The organism is Delftia sp. 60 (assembly GCF_002754395.1).
Lineage (GTDB): Bacteria > Pseudomonadota > Gammaproteobacteria > Burkholderiales > Burkholderiaceae_C > Comamonas > Comamonas acidovorans.
The window spans coordinates 2855787-2871901 of sequence record NZ_PEFD01000001.1 but is presented as its reverse complement, the minus strand read 5'-3'; the positions used below and the strand labels follow the sequence as shown (position 1 = coordinate 2871901).

General features: G+C 69.5%; 15 protein-coding genes and 1 pseudogene. 4 read left to right on the top strand and 12 right to left on the bottom strand.

Annotated features, from left to right (window positions below; genetic code table 11):
• Nucleotides 1-4 precede the first annotated feature (4 nt).
• The 4 genes from cobO to CLV01_RS13020 all read right to left on the bottom strand — a co-directional run bounded on the left by cobO (nt 5) and on the right by CLV01_RS13020 (nt 3644).
• A complete protein-coding gene (cobO, locus tag CLV01_RS13035; RefSeq protein WP_013803210.1) occupies nt 5-574 on the bottom strand; it encodes a cob(I)yrinic acid a,c-diamide adenosyltransferase in 570 nt (189 codons plus the stop codon).
• A 63-nt stretch (nt 575-637) separates the two neighbouring features.
• Nucleotides 638-1294 carry an aspartate/glutamate racemase family protein gene (locus CLV01_RS13030; protein ID WP_099734132.1) on the bottom strand — a complete coding sequence of 219 codons (657 nt, stop codon included), beginning with the start codon at nt 1292-1294 and terminating at the stop codon, nt 638-640.
• Nucleotides 1295-1311: 17 nt separating this feature from the next.
• A complete protein-coding gene (locus tag CLV01_RS13025) occupies nt 1312-2229 on the bottom strand; it encodes an amino acid ABC transporter substrate-binding protein (protein ID WP_099734133.1) in 918 nt (305 codons plus the stop codon).
• Between the two features lie 71 nt (nt 2230-2300).
• Entirely contained in the window at nt 2301-3644 is a 1344-nt protein-coding gene (locus CLV01_RS13020) for an aspartate aminotransferase family protein (RefSeq protein ID WP_099734134.1), read from the bottom strand.
• 160 nt (nt 3645-3804) lie between these two features.
• Between CLV01_RS13020 and CLV01_RS13015 the strand changes: the two genes are divergently transcribed.
• Nucleotides 3805-4683, top strand: a complete 879-nt coding sequence (locus CLV01_RS13015; RefSeq protein ID WP_099734135.1) for a MurR/RpiR family transcriptional regulator — start codon at nt 3805-3807, stop codon at nt 4681-4683.
• Here the strand turns inward: CLV01_RS13015 and CLV01_RS13010 are convergent.
• Genes CLV01_RS13010 through CLV01_RS12985 form a run of 6 tightly spaced genes read right to left on the bottom strand, consistent with a single transcriptional unit; the run spans nt 4680 to nt 10185 of the window.
• Nucleotides 4680-5477 (bottom strand): aminoglycoside phosphotransferase family protein, encoded by a 798-nt coding sequence (locus tag CLV01_RS13010; protein ID WP_099734136.1) that lies wholly within the window; start codon nt 5475-5477, stop codon nt 4680-4682. The two genes, CLV01_RS13015 and CLV01_RS13010, sit on opposite strands and share 4 nt — an antisense overlap.
• 17 nt (nt 5478-5494) lie before the next feature.
• Nucleotides 5495-6298 carry an ABC transporter ATP-binding protein gene (locus CLV01_RS13005; RefSeq protein ID WP_099734137.1) on the bottom strand — a complete coding sequence of 268 codons (804 nt, stop codon included), beginning with the start codon at nt 6296-6298 and terminating at the stop codon, nt 5495-5497.
• Nucleotides 6295-7278, bottom strand: a complete 984-nt coding sequence (locus tag CLV01_RS13000; RefSeq protein WP_099735162.1) for a FecCD family ABC transporter permease — start codon at nt 7276-7278, stop codon at nt 6295-6297. The genes CLV01_RS13005 and CLV01_RS13000 overlap by 4 nt, the downstream gene beginning before the upstream one ends.
• A gap of 41 nt (nt 7279-7319) precedes the next feature.
• Complete coding sequence (locus tag CLV01_RS12995; protein WP_099734138.1) at nt 7320-8198, bottom strand: ABC transporter substrate-binding protein; 879 nt, start codon at nt 8196-8198, stop codon at nt 7320-7322.
• Complete coding sequence (locus CLV01_RS12990) at nt 8195-8788, bottom strand: bifunctional adenosylcobinamide kinase/adenosylcobinamide-phosphate guanylyltransferase (protein WP_099734139.1); 594 nt, start codon at nt 8786-8788, stop codon at nt 8195-8197. The genes CLV01_RS12995 and CLV01_RS12990 overlap by 4 nt, the downstream gene beginning before the upstream one ends.
• Nucleotides 8785-10185: a cobyrinate a,c-diamide synthase gene (locus CLV01_RS12985; protein ID WP_099734140.1), complete on the bottom strand. Its 1401-nt coding sequence runs from the start codon at nt 10183-10185 to the stop codon at nt 8785-8787. The genes CLV01_RS12990 and CLV01_RS12985 overlap by 4 nt, the downstream gene beginning before the upstream one ends.
• Before the next feature lie 316 nt (nt 10186-10501).
• Here CLV01_RS12985 and CLV01_RS12980 point away from each other — a divergent pair, with 316 nt between their 5' ends.
• From CLV01_RS12980 to CLV01_RS12970, 3 genes are all read left to right on the top strand, one after another.
• Nucleotides 10502-10711, top strand: a complete 210-nt coding sequence (locus CLV01_RS12980; RefSeq protein ID WP_012204637.1) for a hypothetical protein — start codon at nt 10502-10504, stop codon at nt 10709-10711.
• 32 nt (nt 10712-10743) lie between these two features.
• The gene (locus CLV01_RS12975) at nt 10744-11145 is read left to right on the top strand and encodes a cell division protein ZapA (protein ID WP_012204636.1); all 402 of its coding nucleotides are present in this window, start codon (nt 10744-10746) and stop codon (nt 11143-11145) included.
• A gap of 390 nt (nt 11146-11535) precedes the next feature.
• The gene (locus CLV01_RS12970; protein WP_012204635.1) at nt 11536-12354 is read left to right on the top strand and encodes a sulfite exporter TauE/SafE family protein; all 819 of its coding nucleotides are present in this window, start codon (nt 11536-11538) and stop codon (nt 12352-12354) included.
• Here CLV01_RS12970 and CLV01_RS12965 read toward each other — a convergent pair.
• Both CLV01_RS12965 and CLV01_RS12960 read right to left on the bottom strand, forming a co-directional pair.
• Nucleotides 12318-14804, bottom strand: a complete 2487-nt coding sequence (locus CLV01_RS12965) for a bifunctional diguanylate cyclase/phosphodiesterase (protein ID WP_013803222.1) — start codon at nt 14802-14804, stop codon at nt 12318-12320. The genes CLV01_RS12970 and CLV01_RS12965 overlap by 37 nt on opposite strands.
• Nucleotides 14801-16041 (bottom strand): annotated as a pseudogene (locus CLV01_RS12960) (HD-GYP domain-containing protein). Before CLV01_RS12960 ends, CLV01_RS12965 begins: the two are co-directional and overlap by 4 nt.
• Nucleotides 16042-16115: the final 74 nt, after the last annotated feature.

Genomic DNA, 16115 nt, shown 5'->3' with positions numbered 1-16115 from the left:
GTCATCAGTCCTCAATACCACGCTGGGCGGGAATGCCGGCCTGGAAGGCGTGCTTGACCAGTTCCATGCGCGTGACGGTATCGGCCACGGCAATGATTTCCTCGGGGCAGCGGCGGCCCGTGAGCATGACGTGCACATGGCGCGGGCGGTCGGCCAGGGCCTGCAGCACAGGCTCCAGCGGCAGCCAGCCATAGATCAGCGGATAGGTGATTTCGTCGAGCACGACCAGGAAGTGATCACCCGAGAGGATGGCGGTGCGCGCACGCTCCCAGCCCTCGCGCGCGATCTGGGCCGACCGCTCATGGTCCTGGCTCTTCCAGCTGAAGCCGTCGCCCAGTCCCTCGATGGGCATGCCCAGCTGCTCGAACATGCGGTGCTCGCCAAAGCGCGCCGTGGGCACCTTCATGAACTGGAAGATCTTGACGGACTTGCCCCGGCCATGCGCGCGCAGGGCCAGGCCGAAGGCCGCCGTGCTCTTGCCCTTGCCGTCGCCGGTGTTCACCAGCACCAGGCCACGGCGTTCGCCTTCGGGCTTTTCATAGGGCTTTTCCGTCGGGGCCTGTTCGATCTGCATGGGTCTGTCATCCTCAAAAGTTGCACGCGCTGCGGCGGGCATGCGCCGCAGCGGAGCGCCACTTTAACCGAGGCGGGCGCCCAGCCGGCGCTGCAGGGCACGCACGGCGCTGTCCACCGTGGTGAGCACGGGCAGGCCCGTGGCGGCCTCGCAGGCGGCGCGGGCACGCGCCATGCTGAACTGGGCCAGCGCAATGCGCGTGCAGCCACGCGCAGCCAGGGCCCTGGCCTGCTCGACCACCAGGCGGTCATGCGTGGCGGTGTCACCGCGGTTGAGCGCGTCCATGGCGCCATCGGCCAGGGCGGGCACGAGTTCGATGCCGGCCGGAAACTCCGGCGGCATGGACTGCAGCGTGGGCGCGAAGCTGGAGATCAAACCCAAGGCACCCTGCTGGCCCTGCACGGCCTCTTCGATCATGGCCTCGTTGGGCTTGAGCACGGGCAGCGGCGCATGGCGCGCGGCCACGGCCTCGATGCACGGGCCAAAGGCCGAGCAGGTGAACAAGATCCCCTGCGCGTCCGTGTCCACGGCGTACTGCGCAAGGCGCTGGAAACGCTCGTGCATGGCGGCGTCCAGCCCGCGCCCGTTGCGCGCAAGGTCGGCCGAGAGGCTGTCGTCCAGCAGGTTCATGCGAACCGCCTCGGGCCAGTCGCGCGCAAAGGCTTCGTTGATGGGAGCGACGGAGTGGCTGAGGGCGTGGATGAGGGCGATGCGGGTCATGGATGCGTGCAATAAGTTCAGATGCCCTTGGACGAGGGATGGGCGAAGGCCTCGCGCGTCTCTGCGTTGAGTGGGTAGTTGATGTTGATGTTCCTGGGCGGGATGGGCGACATGAACCAGCGGTTGTAGAGCTTTTCCATCTCGCCGGACTGCATCATGCCCGTCACCACGCGATCCACGATGGACTTGAAGCCGGCATCGTCCTTGCGCAGCATCAGCGCCTGGTTCTCGGTGCGCAGGCTTTCGCCGGTGATCAGGTAGCCCTGCGGGTTCTTGGCATTGGCGATCTGGCCGGCGAGCAGGATGTCGTCCAGCACGAAGGCCTGGGCACGGCCGCTCTCCACCAGCATGAAGGAGTCCGAATGGTCCTTGCCCGAAAGGTTGGTGATGTCGAGGTTGCGGCCCCGGTCCGCCTCGCGCAGCAGGCGAAAGGACGTGGTGCCCGCCGTCGTCGCCACGGTCTTGCCCTGCAGGTCGGCGACGGAGCGCAGCCCCGAGTCCGCGCGCACCAGCATGCGCACGTTGTAGCGGAAGATATCCGGCGAGAAGGCCACCTGCTTTTGCCGCTCCACCAGGTTGGTGGTGGAGCCGCACTCCAGGTCCACCGTGCCGTTGGCCACCAGCGGGATGCGGTTGGCCGAGGTCACGGCCTGATAGCGCACCTGCAGTGCGGGCAGCTTGAGCTGGGCCTTGACCTCGTCCACGATGCGCCGGCAGATGTCCATGCTGTAGCCCACGGGCTTGAGATCGCCATCCAGGTAGGAAAAGCCGAACGAGGACTCGCGGTAGCCCAGCGTGATGGCCCCGGCCTGCTGGATCTTGGCGAGCGTGCCGCTGTCCTGGGCATGGCTGGCGGCCAGCGGCAGCAGCGCGGCGATCAGGGCGCTGGTCACGGCCAGGGCCGTGCGCTTCAGGGTCGGGCGGGATGGGGTCATGGGGACACTCCTGTGGCGGGGTTGGGGAAAGCGTGGGAAAGCGAGGAAGTGCGCGCGAGCGCAGGAACGGATCAGAGAACCTGGGCGAGTGCGGCCTCGATGGACTCGGCCAGGCGCGTGGCAATGGTCTGCAGCTGTTCCCGCGTGGCGATGAAGGGAGGCGCCACCAGCACGTGGTCGCCCGCACGGCCATCGGCCGTGCCGCCGCCGGGGTAGCACAGCAGTCCGCGCTGCATGGCTTCGGTCTTGATGCGGGCGTTGAGCTTCAGGCCCGCATCGAAGGGCGCCTTGCTGGCGCGGTCGGCCACCAGCTCCACGCCCCAGAAGAAGCCGCGCCCGCGAATGTCGCCAACGTGCTCGCCCGCGCGGCGGTGGCTGCCCAGGGCCTGCACCAGCATCTGCCCGAAGGCTTCGCCATCGGTACGCACCTTGTCCAGCAGGCCGTCGCGCCGTATCACGCGCTGCACGGCCAGCGCCGCCGCGCAGGACACCGGGTGGCCCAGGTAGGTATGGCCGTGCTGGAAGAAGCCGCTGCCGCGCGACATGGCATCCACGATGCGCCCCTGCGCCAGCACCGCGCCCACGGGCTGGTAGCCGCCGCCCAGGCCCTTGGCCACGGTGATCAGGTCGGGCACCACGCCTTCCTGCTCGCAGGCATGCAGGGTGCCCGTGCGGCCCATGCCGCACATCACCTCGTCCAGGATGAGCAGCACGCCGTGGCGGTCGCACACCTCGCGCACGGCCTTGAAGTAGCCGGGCACGGGCGTGAGCACGCCAGCCGTGGCGCCGCCCACGGTCTCGGCCACGAAGGCGATCACGCTGCGCGGGCCGTGGACGCCGATGGCCGCATCCAGTTCGTCGGCCAGGCGCTGGCCGTATTGCTCTGGGGTTTCATCGTCGCGCTGGTCGCGGTAGGCATTGCAGGGCGAGACATGGGTGGCCGGCACCAGGATGGGCGCGAACGGCGCGCGCCGCCAGGCATTGCCGCCCACGGCCAGCGCACCCAGCGTGTTGCCGTGGTAGCTCTGGCGGCGCGCGATGAAGTGCGTGCGCTCGGGCTGGCCGATCTCCACGAAGTACTGGCGCGCCATCTTGAGCGCGGCCTCCACGGCCTCGGAGCCGCCGCTGACCAAGTAGGCGTGGCTGGTGCCTTCGGGCGCGCCGCGCACCAGTTCCTGCCCCAGTTCCTCGGCCACCGCAGTGGTGAAGAAGCTGGTGTGGGCATAGGCCAGCCGGTCGATCTGGTCATGCATGGCGGCGATCACGTCGGGATGACCGTGGCCCAGCGAGGACACGGCCGCGCCGCCCGAGGCATCGATATAGCTGCGCCCCTGCGCGTCGCGTATCTCCAGGCCGCTGGCGGCGACGGCAACGGAGGGCGTGTGGTGCAGGTGACGATGGAACACATGGCTCATGGCAGTTCTTTCAAGGAACAAATGTTTCATCACATTATTTGACGGAACATTTGTTCCGTCAACAGAGATTTCAACCACAGCCGTTCCAAGCCGGCCCGCGCCTGGGCTACAGTCGGCGCAGCCAACACCGCCCTTTTCCTCTCCTTCCTCCTGAAAACCCATGTCCGTTCAAGACGACATCCGCCAGCGATTTGCCGAGCTGAGCCCTGCCCTGCAACAGGTGGCCCGCTTCGTGCTGGAGCATCCCAACGATGTGGTCACGGCCTCCATGCGCAGCGTGGGCACGCGCGCCGGCAGCCCGCCCGCCACGCTGGTGCGGTTTGCGCAGTGGCTGGGTTTTGACGGCTGGCCGCAGCTCAAGCAGGCCTTCGCGCAGGACATGGGTCTGGGCAGCGACGAGGCCTACGGCCAGCGCGCCAAGGCCCTGGTGGGCCGCGCTGGCGACCATGACCTGGTGGGCGAGACCTTCGAGGTGCACCGCCGCAATCTGGAGGCCACCGAGCGGCGCCTGGGCGATGCGTTGCAGCAGGCCTGCGCACTGCTGGAAAAGGCCCGCAGCGTGCATGTGGCGGGCTTTCGCGCCAGCTACCCCGTGGCCTTTTCCTTCGTCTATGTGTACCGGCTGCTGCGCGCCAGCGTGCACCTGCTGGACGGCCAGGGCGGCACGCTGGAGATGCAATGCCGCGCCATGGAGCGCGGCGACGCCCTGCTGGTAGTCGCCTTTGCGCCCTACTCGCGCGAGGCGCTGGCCGTGGCCCAGGCCGCGAGGGACGCGGGCTGCCGCATCGTGGCGCTGGCCGACAGCCCCGCCTCGCCCCTGGCGCTGCTGGCCGACGCCACGCTGCTGTTTTCGCTGCACAGCCCGTCGTTCTTCCCCTCCATCACCTCGGCCGTGGCGCTGTCCGAGGCCCTGGTGGAACTGCTGGCCAGCCGCGCCGGCAAAGGCGTGGTGCAGCGCATCGACCAGGCCGAGGAGCAATTGTTTGCCAGCGGTGCGTATCTGGAGGCACCTCGGTCGAGGAAAGCCGGTCGCGACTAGCCCAAGGCCGAAGCCGCCATTTGCGCCACAGCCATCGCAGCGCCAGGATCGTCACCGTCTTCCATGCTCCAGACGACAGACAGCCCCGACCAGGCCAGCACCCATTGCAGCAGGCGCCTTTGCTCTATGCCCGAGACTTCGGCAATGGTGGCCATGCGGCGCGCAAAGCGCCCCGGCGCCAGTGCGCTGGCGCGGTCGGGATTGCTCAGGATGTTGGCGTAGTCGAAGCCGCGCTCGCCGTACAGGCCCTTGGGGTCGATGGCCAGCCAGCCCAGGGGGCCGAAGTCCAGCACATTGCCGTGGTGAAGGTCACCATGCAGCACGGTCACGTCGCGCGGTGCGGCCAGCAGCTCGCGCGCCGTGGTGGCGCACAGGCCGAGCAGGCTGGCGGTTCCATGGCCTTGTGCAAGCAATGCATGGAACCACTGCGTCAGCGGCACCAGGGGTGGCAACGCCTTGGCGCGCGGCAGGTGCAGGCGCTTGGCAGCGGTGCACAGGATGCGCGAGGCCTCCTCATCGCGCTCGCCACGGGCCATCTCCACCAGCGATTCGGGTCCTGTGGCGCGCAGCATCAGCAGGGCCGGCCCCTCATGGGCCAGCACGGGCGCGGCACCATCGCCATTCCACCAGGCCATCAGCTGGGCGCCGGCCACTTCCTCGGGCTCCTGGGCGATCTTGAGCATGGCGGGCGTGCCGCCCTGGCGCACGGGCAACAACACGCCGCGCGGCGTGGACAGGGGCTGACCATCGATGGTCAAAGCCCAGCGGCTCAGATACGGCGCATGTAGAGACATTTTTTTCTGGCGGGCGATCAGGCAGACGCAGCTTGCCCCCGCAGCCGTGGCAGGGCCAGCCACTGCCCGTCGATGGCGCGGATGCGCAGCCGGTGCTCGAACACGGCCTCCAGCGCCGCATGCGTGGCCAGGTCGGCGCAGGCGCCCTGATGCATCACCTGCCCCTTGTCGAGAATGACCAGGTCCTGGGCCTGCAAGGCCATCGATATCTCATGCAGCACGCTGACCACGGTGCGGCCCTGGGCGACCAGGGCCTGCACGCATTCGAGCCAGTCGGCCTGATGCGGCGGGTCGAGGTTGGCCAGGGGTTCGTCCATCAGCAGCACGCGGGCTTGCACGGCCAGGGCGCGCGCCAGCAGCACGCGCTGGCGCTCCCCGCCCGAGAGACTGCCCACGCTGCGCATGCGCCAGTCCCAGCCCTGGGTCTGGCGCAGGGCCTGCTCCACGGCGGCATGGTCTGCCTGGCTGGGCGCAGCCAGCCAGCCCTGGTGCGGCAGGCGGCCCAGCATGACCACGTCCTGGACCCGCATGTCGCCGGCCACGGGCTGGTTCTGGCCCAGCCAGGCGAGCGAGCAGGCCCGTTCGCGCGCACTCCATTGCCGCAGCGGGCGGCCCAGGAGCTCCACCTCGCCTTGCACGCCAGCGCCGGACTCCATGCCTGCCAGGGCGCGCAGCAGCGTGGATTTCCCGGCGCCATTGGGGCCGACGATGGCGGTCCAGCGGCCGGCGGGCAGGGCCAGGTTCAGGCCGCTGAGGACCTGTCGATCGCCCAGGCGAACCTTCAGGGCGCGCGCTTGCAGGGCGGGGGCCAGTGCCGTCATGCGCCCTCCCCGCCGCGCAGGGCGTGGCGGCGGTGCATGAGCCACAGCAGGTAGCTGCCGCCCAGCAGGGCCGTGAGTGCGCCCACGGGCAGCTCCTGCGGGGCGATGAGCCAGCGCGCCAGCAGGTCGGCTGCCAGCAGCAGCACGGCACCCATGCCCGCGCTGAGCACCAGCAGCCAGCGGTGCATGGACCGCACCATGGAGCGCACCAGATGCGGCGCGGCCAGGCCGACGAAGGCGATCAGCCCGGTCTGCGCCACGGCCGTGCCCGTGGCCAGGGCCAGCAGCAAGATGAGCACCATGCGCAGCGGCGCCAGCGGCAGGCCCAGGCTGTGGGCCGTGGCCTCGCCCAGGGACAGGCCGTCGAGCACGCGGCCCAGGCACCAGGCGCCCAGGGTGGTGGCCAGCAGCACGGCCAGCATCAGCGCGCAGGCGCCCCAGCCGATGAAGGAGGTGCTGCCCAGCATGAAGGCCTGCATGGCCTGCATGATGTCCGGGTTCATCAGCAGCACCAGCGATGCGGCCGCGCCCAGAACCACCCCCACCACCACACCGGCCAGCAGCAGGCGCATGGTGTTGTGCACGCCCTGGGCCAGCACCAGGGTCAGCAGCACGGCCAGGGCCGCGCCCGCAAAGGCCGCGCCCGTGACACCCAGACGTGCCAGGCCCGCCAGTGCGAAGGGCGAGGCGCCCAGCGCCGCCATGCTCAATGCAACGCCCAGCGAGGCGCCCGAGGCACTGCCCAGCAGATAGGGATCGGCCAGCGGGTTGCGGAACACGCCCTGGGCGATGGCCCCGGCCAGCCCCAGCAGGCCGCCGGCCAGCCATGCGCCCGCCGTGCGGGGCAGCCGGATCTCGGTGACGATCTGCCAGGACAGCGGATCGCTGCGCGCCGCCCACATGCTCTCCCAGCCCGTGCTGCCCACGCCCGCGCCCAGCAGCATGAGCAGGGCACTCACGACCAGCAGGGCCAGTGCCATCCAGGGCGCAGCCAGGCCGCTGTGGTGCCTGCGGGCCTGCCTCACCGTGCGGCCCCGTTCAGGCAGCGCGCCATCAGCGCAGCGCCCTCGGCCATGCGCGGGCCGGCGCGCACCAGCACGTCCAGCTCGGCTGGCACAAAGCGACAGACGCGCCCGGCCTGCATGGCACGCAGGCGGCCCCAGCCCGGATAGGGCTCGCCCGATGTGCCCAGGCTGCGGTCGCCGCCCAGGATGAAGTCCGGGTCGGCGCGCACCACGAATTCAGGGTTGATGCGCGGGAACGGCCCCAGCTGCGCACCCACGATGTTGCGCATGCCCAGGCGCGCCAGGGTCTCGCCGATGAACGAAGACTCGCCTGCGGCAAAGGGGCCGCGGTTGACCTCGAAGTACACGGTCTGCCCGCGCAGCGCGGGGGCCATGCTGCGCTCCACGTCCTGCATGCGCGCCTCGATGGCGGACCAGACACGGTCGGCGCCCTGCGCGGGCGGCAGGTCCAGCAACTGGCCCACGGTGCGCAGCACGGCCTGCGCATCGGCATGGGTGCGCGGCTCCAGCGCCACCACCTTGAGGCCCAATGCCTGCAGCCGCGCCACCGAGCGCGAGGCCATGGACACCAGCACCAGATCGGGCTTGAGCGCGACGATGGCCTCGATATTGGGATCCATGCCGCCGCCCACCACGGGCAGGGTCTTCACATGGGCCGGCCAGTTCGAATAGCGGTCCACGCCAACCAGGCGCTGGCAGCCGCCCAGCTCGCACACGGTCTCGGTCAGCGAGGGCAGCAGGCTGACGATGCGCTGCGGCGGCTGTGGCAGCTCCACCGGAACGCCCCGCCCGTCCGTGACCCGGATGGCAGCCTGCGCCGCAGACAGCGCCAGTGCCAACGCCAGGCCCCACAGGGCGAGACGCCATGGCCTCACGGCTGCGGGCCCTTGAGCGCCAGCGGCAGGCCGGCGCACATCAGCGTGACGGTTTCACAGCTTTGCGCCGCACGCTGGTTGAGCACACCCAGCGCATCCACAAAGGCCCTCACCTGCGATCCCAGCGGGATCACGCCCAGGCCGATCTCGTTGCCGACCAGGATCACCGGGCCGGGCGCAGCTTGCAAGGCGGCCAGAAAGGCCGTGCATTGGCCCTCCCATCCGCGCGCCAGTTCCTCGGAAGGCTGGGCCGGCATCATCCAGTTGGTCAGCCACAGCGTCAGGCAGTCCACCACCAGCAGGCGCTGCGGCGTGCTGTGCCGCGTAAGCATGGCGGCCAGGTCCAGCGGCTCCTCAAGCGTGGCCATGCCGGGCACGCGCTCGGCGCGGTCGCGCCGGTGGCGGGCGATGCGCTCGCGCATTTCATCGTCCCAGGGCTGGCCGGTGGCGATCAGCGCGGCCTCGCGGTCCAGGGCGCCATCGAGCCAGGCGCGGGCCAGCAATTCGGCACGGCGCGACTTGCCGCTTTTCTGGCCGCCCAGAATGAGTTGGCTGCGCGCAAGCGAATAGGTGGATATCTGGTCGGTCATGACGCCTGGCCTGCGGGAATGTCAGCGCCCAGCAGCGCCGCCACGGCGCGCGGCTGCGAGGCAAACCAGGCATGGAAATAGCTGGCGTGCACGCTGCCCTGGCGGTACAGCGCCTCGCCCCGGTCGGGCTGGGGAGCCTGGCCAGGGCGGCTGCTGCGCCCGGCCTCGGCCATGGACGTGTCCAGCCGGCTGTAGTGGAAGGTGTGGCCGCGCAACAGGCCCCAGGGCGTAGGCAGTTGCTGCATGCCCAGGCCGGCCAGGCGCGGCTGCATGCGTGCATGGCCGGGCAACAGGCCCCAGAGGTCCGTGGTCCGGCCCGCAGTGTCGGTCAGTCGTTCGCACAGCGCGAGCATACCGCCGCACTCGGCCCAGACCGGCCGGCCGGCAGCCACGTGGGCGGCAATGTCACCGCGCAGCGCGGCATGGGCGGCCAGCGCGTCCAGGTGCAGTTCGGGATAGCCGCCGGGCAGCCACAGCGCATCGCACTGCGGCAGGCGCTCTGCGGCCAGGGGCGAGAAGAAGGCAATCCGCGCACCCATGGAACGCAGGCAGTCGAGGTTGGCCTGGTAGATGAAGCTGAAGGCCGCATCACGCGCCACCGCCACGGTGCGGCCCGCCAGCCAGGGCTGCACGGCTTCGGCAGGTTCCGGGCACGGTTCAAAGTCCACGGACCAGTCCTGCCAGCTGGCGCCCTGCCCCGCTTCGGCCTGCCAGGGCAACTGGCCCAGCGGCGTGGCCAGCAGCGCATCGGCGGCCACGTCCAGGCGCTGCAGGGCATCGTCCAGCTCATGCGCGGCAACCAGGCCCAGGTGCCGCTCGGGCAGCAGCGAGGTGGCGCCTGCGCCCTGCACCCGCGCCAGCGCGCCCAGCCACAACGAAGGCTCGCGCAGGCCGGCACGCAGCAGGTCGGCATGGTGGGCGCTGCCCACGCGGTTGGCCAGCAGGCCGGCCCAACGCAGGCCCGGCCGGTAGTGCTGCAGGCCATGGGCCAGTGCGCCAAAGGTGCCGGCCATGCCCGAGGCGTCGATCACGGCCAGCACCGCCAGGCCCAGCCGCTCGGCCACATCGGCAGCGCAGGGCGTGCCGTCGAACAGGCCCATGACGCCTTCCACCAGGATGAGGTCGGCCTCGCAGGCGGCGGCGTGCAGGCGCGCACGCATGTCGGCCTCGCCCGTCATCCACAGATCGACGCTGTGCACGGGCGCGCCGCTGGCCAGCTCGTGCCAGTGCGGGTCCAGGAAGTCAGGGCCGCACTTGAACACGCGCACACGGCGCCCCTGGCGCGCATGCAGCCGCGCCAGCGCAGCCGTCAGCGTGGTCTTGCCCTGGCCCGAGGCCGTGGAAGTGATCAGCAGCGCCGGGCAGCGTGCCCCGCCCCGGCCAAGGTCAATATTCATGTGTATTTGTTTGCTCCGTGCGACGCTGCCTTGAACCGGCCGCTCCGCCAACGCGGCGCATTGTAGTGCGCACCCCCGCCGTATCCGCACCCCACCCGCACCGCGCCCGCAACCAATGCTTACGCATTACACCCCGCCGAAGCAGACGCGTCCTACACATGGCGCTACGATTTTGTGAGACAGTCTGCCGCCTGCGCTCGAATACCTGAGCACGGCGCTGACGTCAAGCCTTCTAAGCCCCCCTGCTATCAGGTTTCCTCGGATACTTCCACGGAATGCGCTCACTTCGTTCGCACGTCCTACAATCTCAGCGTCTATGACCTCCCAGACTTCCCTCGACCACATTGCAGAGCGCGTGGAGCGCCTGCTGGTTCGCCACGAGGAACTGCAACGCACGAATGCGCTACTCGCCGAACAGGTGGCGGCCCTGACCCAGGAGCGTGATTCACTGCGCTCGCGGCTCAACGCCGCCCGGGCCCGCGTCGATGCCCTGATCGAGCGCCTGCCCTCCAACCAGGGGGCTTGACCCCCTTCGCAACCGCCGACGCCCGAACGCCCATGAAGCAGATCGAAGTGCAAATCCTGCAGCAAAGCTATGTGCTGACCTGCCCCGATGGCCAGGAAGAGCGTCTGCTCGAGGCCGTGCGCCGTGTGGACACGGCCATGACCCGGATCCGCGACAGCGGCAAGGTCCGCTCGCGCGAGCGCGTGGCCGTGCTGTCCGCGCTGAACATGGCCTTCGACGTGCTGGACCGCGAAGCGCAGGAAAGCGCCATGGCCACGGCCCAGGCCGAAATGCAGTCCCTGCATGACGAGGTCACTTCGCAGCATGCCGCCCAGTCCCTGCCGCCCGAGCCCAGCCCCGAGGAACTGGCCGAGCGCCAGCGCCAGCAGGCCCTTGCCGAGCAACTGGTGCTGCGCCTGGACCAGGCCCTGGAAAGCGATGCTCGGCTGCTCTGAGCCGCTGCACTCCCCGTCTACCAACGGCCTCTTCGGAGGCCGTTTTTCATGGCATCGGCCATGTCAATGGAAAGCCCATGCCGTTCAAAGAACTTGATTGCGGGCCTGCTCAATCGCCGTAGAATGGAGGCGTCTGCAAACCCGCCGGGCTTTATAGTTCCTTGGACCAATGCTCTATGAGCCCGGGCTTGGTACATTGCCATTCGAGCGTGATCGTCTCGCGTTAGATGAACCCAACGTCTGGCTGCCCTTGCCCCCCTGAACCCCGGTTCAGGATGACGGCCCGGTGGTCTTTGCAGACACCTGATTCCAACCCGGCGCACCTCCACGGTGCGCCGGGTTTTTTGTTGCCCGCCCCTCCCCGCCCATCCACTACCGACCTTCTGCCGCATGCCTGACCTGCTGTTTCTCGAACTGGCCCTGCTGGGCCTGTGCTCCGGTTTCCTGGCCGGCCTGCTGGGAGTGGGCGGCGGCATGGTGCTCGTGCCGTTTCTGACCTACTTTCTCGACAAGCGCGGGGTCGGCCCGGATCTGTCCGTGAAGATGGCGATCGCCACGGCCATGGCCACCATCGTGTTCACCTCGATCTCCAGCCTGCGCGCCCACCACGGTCGTGGCGCCGTGCGCTGGGACATCGTGCGCAGCCTGGCGCCGGGCATCATCACGGGCGGCCTGCTCGCCAGCCTGGGCGTTTTCGCGCTGCTGCGCGGCAAGTACCTGGCGCTGTTCTTTGGCGTATTCATCGGCTACATGGCGCTGCGCATGCTGCGCAGCAACAGCCAGCCCACGGCCACGCGCGCCCTGCCGGGGCCGCTGGGGCTGTACGGCGCGGGCACGGGCCTGGGCTTCATCTCGGGGCTGGTGGGTGCGGGCGGGGCCTTCATCAGCGTGCCCTTCATGATGCGCTGCTCGGTGCCCATGCACATGGCCGTGGGCACCAGCGCGGCACTGGGGTTTCCGATTGCCGTGGTGAATGCGGCGGGCCTGATCTTCACCGGCGCGGGCGACGCGGGGCGCCCCGAATACTCGCTGGGCTACCTGTGGCTGCCGGCCCTGCTGGCCCTGGCCTGCTGCAGCGTGCTGACGGCACCGCTGGGGGCACGGGCCGCGCACCGGCTGCCCGTGGGCCAGCTCAAGCGCATCTTTGCCACGCTGCTGTTCGGCCTGGCGGCCTACATGCTCTGGAAGGGCTTGAGCGCAGGCAGCTGAGCGCTCGCGGCCTGGGCCATTCTCTGCCGGTAGGCGATGGCGCCAATGCCGGCGCGCTGCGCCTGCAGGCATTCGCCGAACTGCTCGCGCGGCAGGCCAGGCGCGCACAGGAAGCCCTGGAAGTAGTGGCCCTGCATGCGGTGGATGGCCGTCAGCTGCTCGTGCGTTTCCACGCCCTCGGCCACGATCTCCACGCCCAGCGCCAGACCCAGGCTGATGATGGCGCCGACGATGGCCTGGTCGCCCTCGTCGCTGGGCAGGCCGCGCACGAAGCTCTGGTCGATCTTGATCTTGGAGATGGGCAGCTTCTTCAGGTAGGCCAGGTTGGAGTAGCCAGTGCCGAAGTCGTCAATCACCATGCCCACGCCCAGGTCGGCGATCTGGCATACGCGCAGCGCCATGTCCTGGGCGTCCTGCAGCAAGATGCTTTCCGTCAGCTCCAGCTCCAGCAGCTGGGGTGTCAGGCCGTAGCTGCGCAGCAGCTCGGTCACCCGCTCGACAAAGCCTGACTGGCGGAACTCCAGCGCCGACACGTTGACCGAGACCTTGATGGGCATGCCCTGCTGCTGCCAGCGTGCAGCCTCCTGCACGGCCTGCTCCATGACCCAGGCGCCCAGCGTGACGATGTAGCCCGACTCCTCGGCCAGCGGGATGAAGACACCCGGCGAGACCACGCCGAATTCGGGATCGGTCCAACGCAGCAGCGCCTCGGCGGCGACGATGCGGTCGCTGTCTATGTGCACCTGGGGCTGGAAGTAGACCGCCATGCGGCCATGCTCCAGCGCCTGGCGCATGGCATGCTCCAGCTTCATGCGCGACAGCAGGCCGGCGCTCATCTGCGGCTGGTAGAAGCTGAAATGGCCCCGGCCCCGTTCCTTGACGCGGTACATGGCGGTGTCTGCCTGGCGGATCAGCTCATCCAGCGTGAGGCCATCGGCTGGATACTGGGCCACGCCGATGCTGCACTGCACGGAGAAACCCAGGCCGTCGAGCAGGAAGGGGCGCTCCATCTCCTGCAGGATGCGCTTGGCCACCGACGCGGCCAGCTCGGCGTTGCAGCCCTGCAGATAGAGCACGAACTCGTCGCCACCCAGGCGGCACAGGATGTCCACGGGCCGCATGCAGTCGCTCAGGCGCTGCGCGACCAGCTTGAGCACGCGGTCGCCGAACTGGTGGCCCAGCGAGTCGTTGATGATCTTGAAGCGGTCCAGGTCGATGAACAGGATGCTGAACACCGTGCCGCCTGCGCGCGCGGCCTCGATGGCTGCATCCACGCGCTCCGTGAGGTTCAGGCGGTTGGGCAGGCCGGTGAGCGCGTCGCTGTAGGCCAGCTGTTCAATGCGCTGCTGGGCCACGCGCTGCTGCGTGAGGTCGCGCATGAAGCCGATGCTCTGCACCACGTCGCCCTGCGCGTTGCGCAGCGGCACCCATGACAGGCGCACGGCGCAGCGCGCGCCGCCGGCCTGGCGCAACCACAGGTCGCCCTCCCAGAAGCCGCCCTGGTGCCACTGGATGCGGGCCAGGTCGCCCAGGGTGTCGGCCTGGCCTTCGGAGGCCTCGAACAGCGACTCCACCGTGCGCCCCTGCACGGGCATGCCGCCCAGCAGGCGCTCGCAGGCCGGGTTGGTGCGGGCCACATCCATGTAGCCGTCGGCAATGAAGATGCCGTCCAGGCTGGATTCGAAGACGCGCGCGGCCAGCTCCAGGCCCGCCTGGGTCTGGGCCTCGGCCGTGATGTCGCGAAAGGAAAAGATCCGCCCCATGGGCAGGCCCCGGCGCAGCTGGGGCACGGCGCGGCGCTCCAGGATGCGCCCGTCGCGCAGGTCCAGCACGTCGGCCGCCTCCATCAGGGGCTGGGCCGACAGCAGCTTCAACTGGCGCGCATAGGATTCGGCATCGCGCACCTGGCTGGCCAGGTGGTCGAGGATGGCCACGTCGTTGCGGCGCACCAGCAGCGCCTCGGGAATGCCCCAGAGCGTGGCAAAGCGGTGATTGAAGGCGCGGATGCGGCCATCGGGATCGCAGACCAGGATGGCGTCGGCCGCGGACTCCAGCGTGGCGCGCAGCTCACCCAACAGGCTCTCGAACTCGGCCTCGTGCAAGGCCTGCTCGCGCCGGTCCAGCATGCTGACCAGCAGCACCTCGCCGTCGAGCGCGCGCACGCGCATCTCCACGGGCGCCAGCTGGCCATCGGCGCGGCGCACCTCGGCAATGAACTGGGCTCCGGCCTGCCAGTTGAAGGGATCGCTCCAGAAAGCCTGCTGCTGCGGCGTGGCGGCCAGCACCTGCACGGGCAGGCCCGGGGCCGCATCGGCCTCATAGCCGGTGACGGATTCGCTGGCGGCGTTGGCGCGCAGCACCTTCAGGGTGCGCGCATCGATCAGCCACAGGGCCTCCTGCAGTGCATCGAGCAGGCGGGGCCAGGCGCGGTTCAGCGCTTGCTTGTTCAAGACGCCACCTTCGGTGGATCCAACTCCACCGCCCGTTCAAAGTAATAGCAGACACGCCGGCGCGGCGACAGGTAGTCCAGCGCATCGCGCGGCAGTTGCGCGGGCGCCACTCCCCGGCGTATGCCCAGCTCGGGAAACAGCTCCAGCGCCAGCACGGGCGCCTGCGCGGCTGGCACGCCGGCATCGTGCACCATCACCGAGGGCTTGAGCGGGCGTGATGCATTCACGGACATGACCATGGCATGGCGCCCGTCGGTCAGCTCCACCACCGAGCCCGGGGGAACACACCCATCATGCGGATGAAGCCATTGAGCACGGGCGCGGCGAACTTGTCGCGCAGCCGGCTGAACAGCATGGACAGGGCCTCGTGCGGCGTATGCGGCGTCTGTGCATCGCCGGGATTGCACAGGCGGTCGTAGCTGTTGACCAGGGCCAGGATCTGGCCCGTGAGCTCCATGTCTTCGGCCACCAGGCTCAGCGGGAACCCCGTGCCGTCGGCCCATTCATGGTGCTGGGCGATGGCCGTGGTGACCTGGGCCGACAGGCCCATGCGCATGGCAATGGCCACGGATTCGCCCACATGGCGCTCGTAGCGCTCGCGCAGGGCGTCGGGCACGGAAGGCTCCAGGGCCAGGCCGTGCATGCCTTCGACACCGGCCACGGGCTTGCCCGCGTCATGCAGCAGCGCCGCCAGGCCCAGGTCGCGCAGCAGCGATTCCTGCAGGCCCAGGGCCCGGCCCAGCAGCAGGCTGAGCACGGTCACGTTGACGGCATGCACGCTCTGGCTACTGCCCACGCCATCGGACAGCAGGTGAATGGCCACGTCCTGCGGGCCCGCCAGTTCGGCCAGGCAGCCATCGACCAGGGCCTCGGTGGGCATGCGCGCCTGCTCGGGCGCGCTGGCGATGGTGGTCTCTATGGCCACATAGCCGCGCTCCACCTTCTGAAAGCGCGCATTGCAGTCCTCCAGCCGGCCGCGCCAGTCGGGCACGGACAGCAGCAGCGGTGCTGGCGCAGGTTCGGTGGGTGCAGGCTCGGGGGCCGCCACGACGGGCGGCAGCTCCTGCGGCGGCGGGGTGCGCACCTCGGCGGGCCAGGTGTCGCTTTTGTGCGGGACACAGCGCACCACCTCCAGGCCCAGGGATTTCAGGGTCTGGATCTGTGCGCTGGAGGTGATCTTGAAGCTGCTGACCGGAAAGGGATGGTTCAGCCACCCAACATCGAGCTGGACAAACATGCCCGGACGGAGGTCTCGGATATCGATGAGGACGGAATGGTTCACGCGCGGCAACGGCCCCGAGGCTGAAGGAA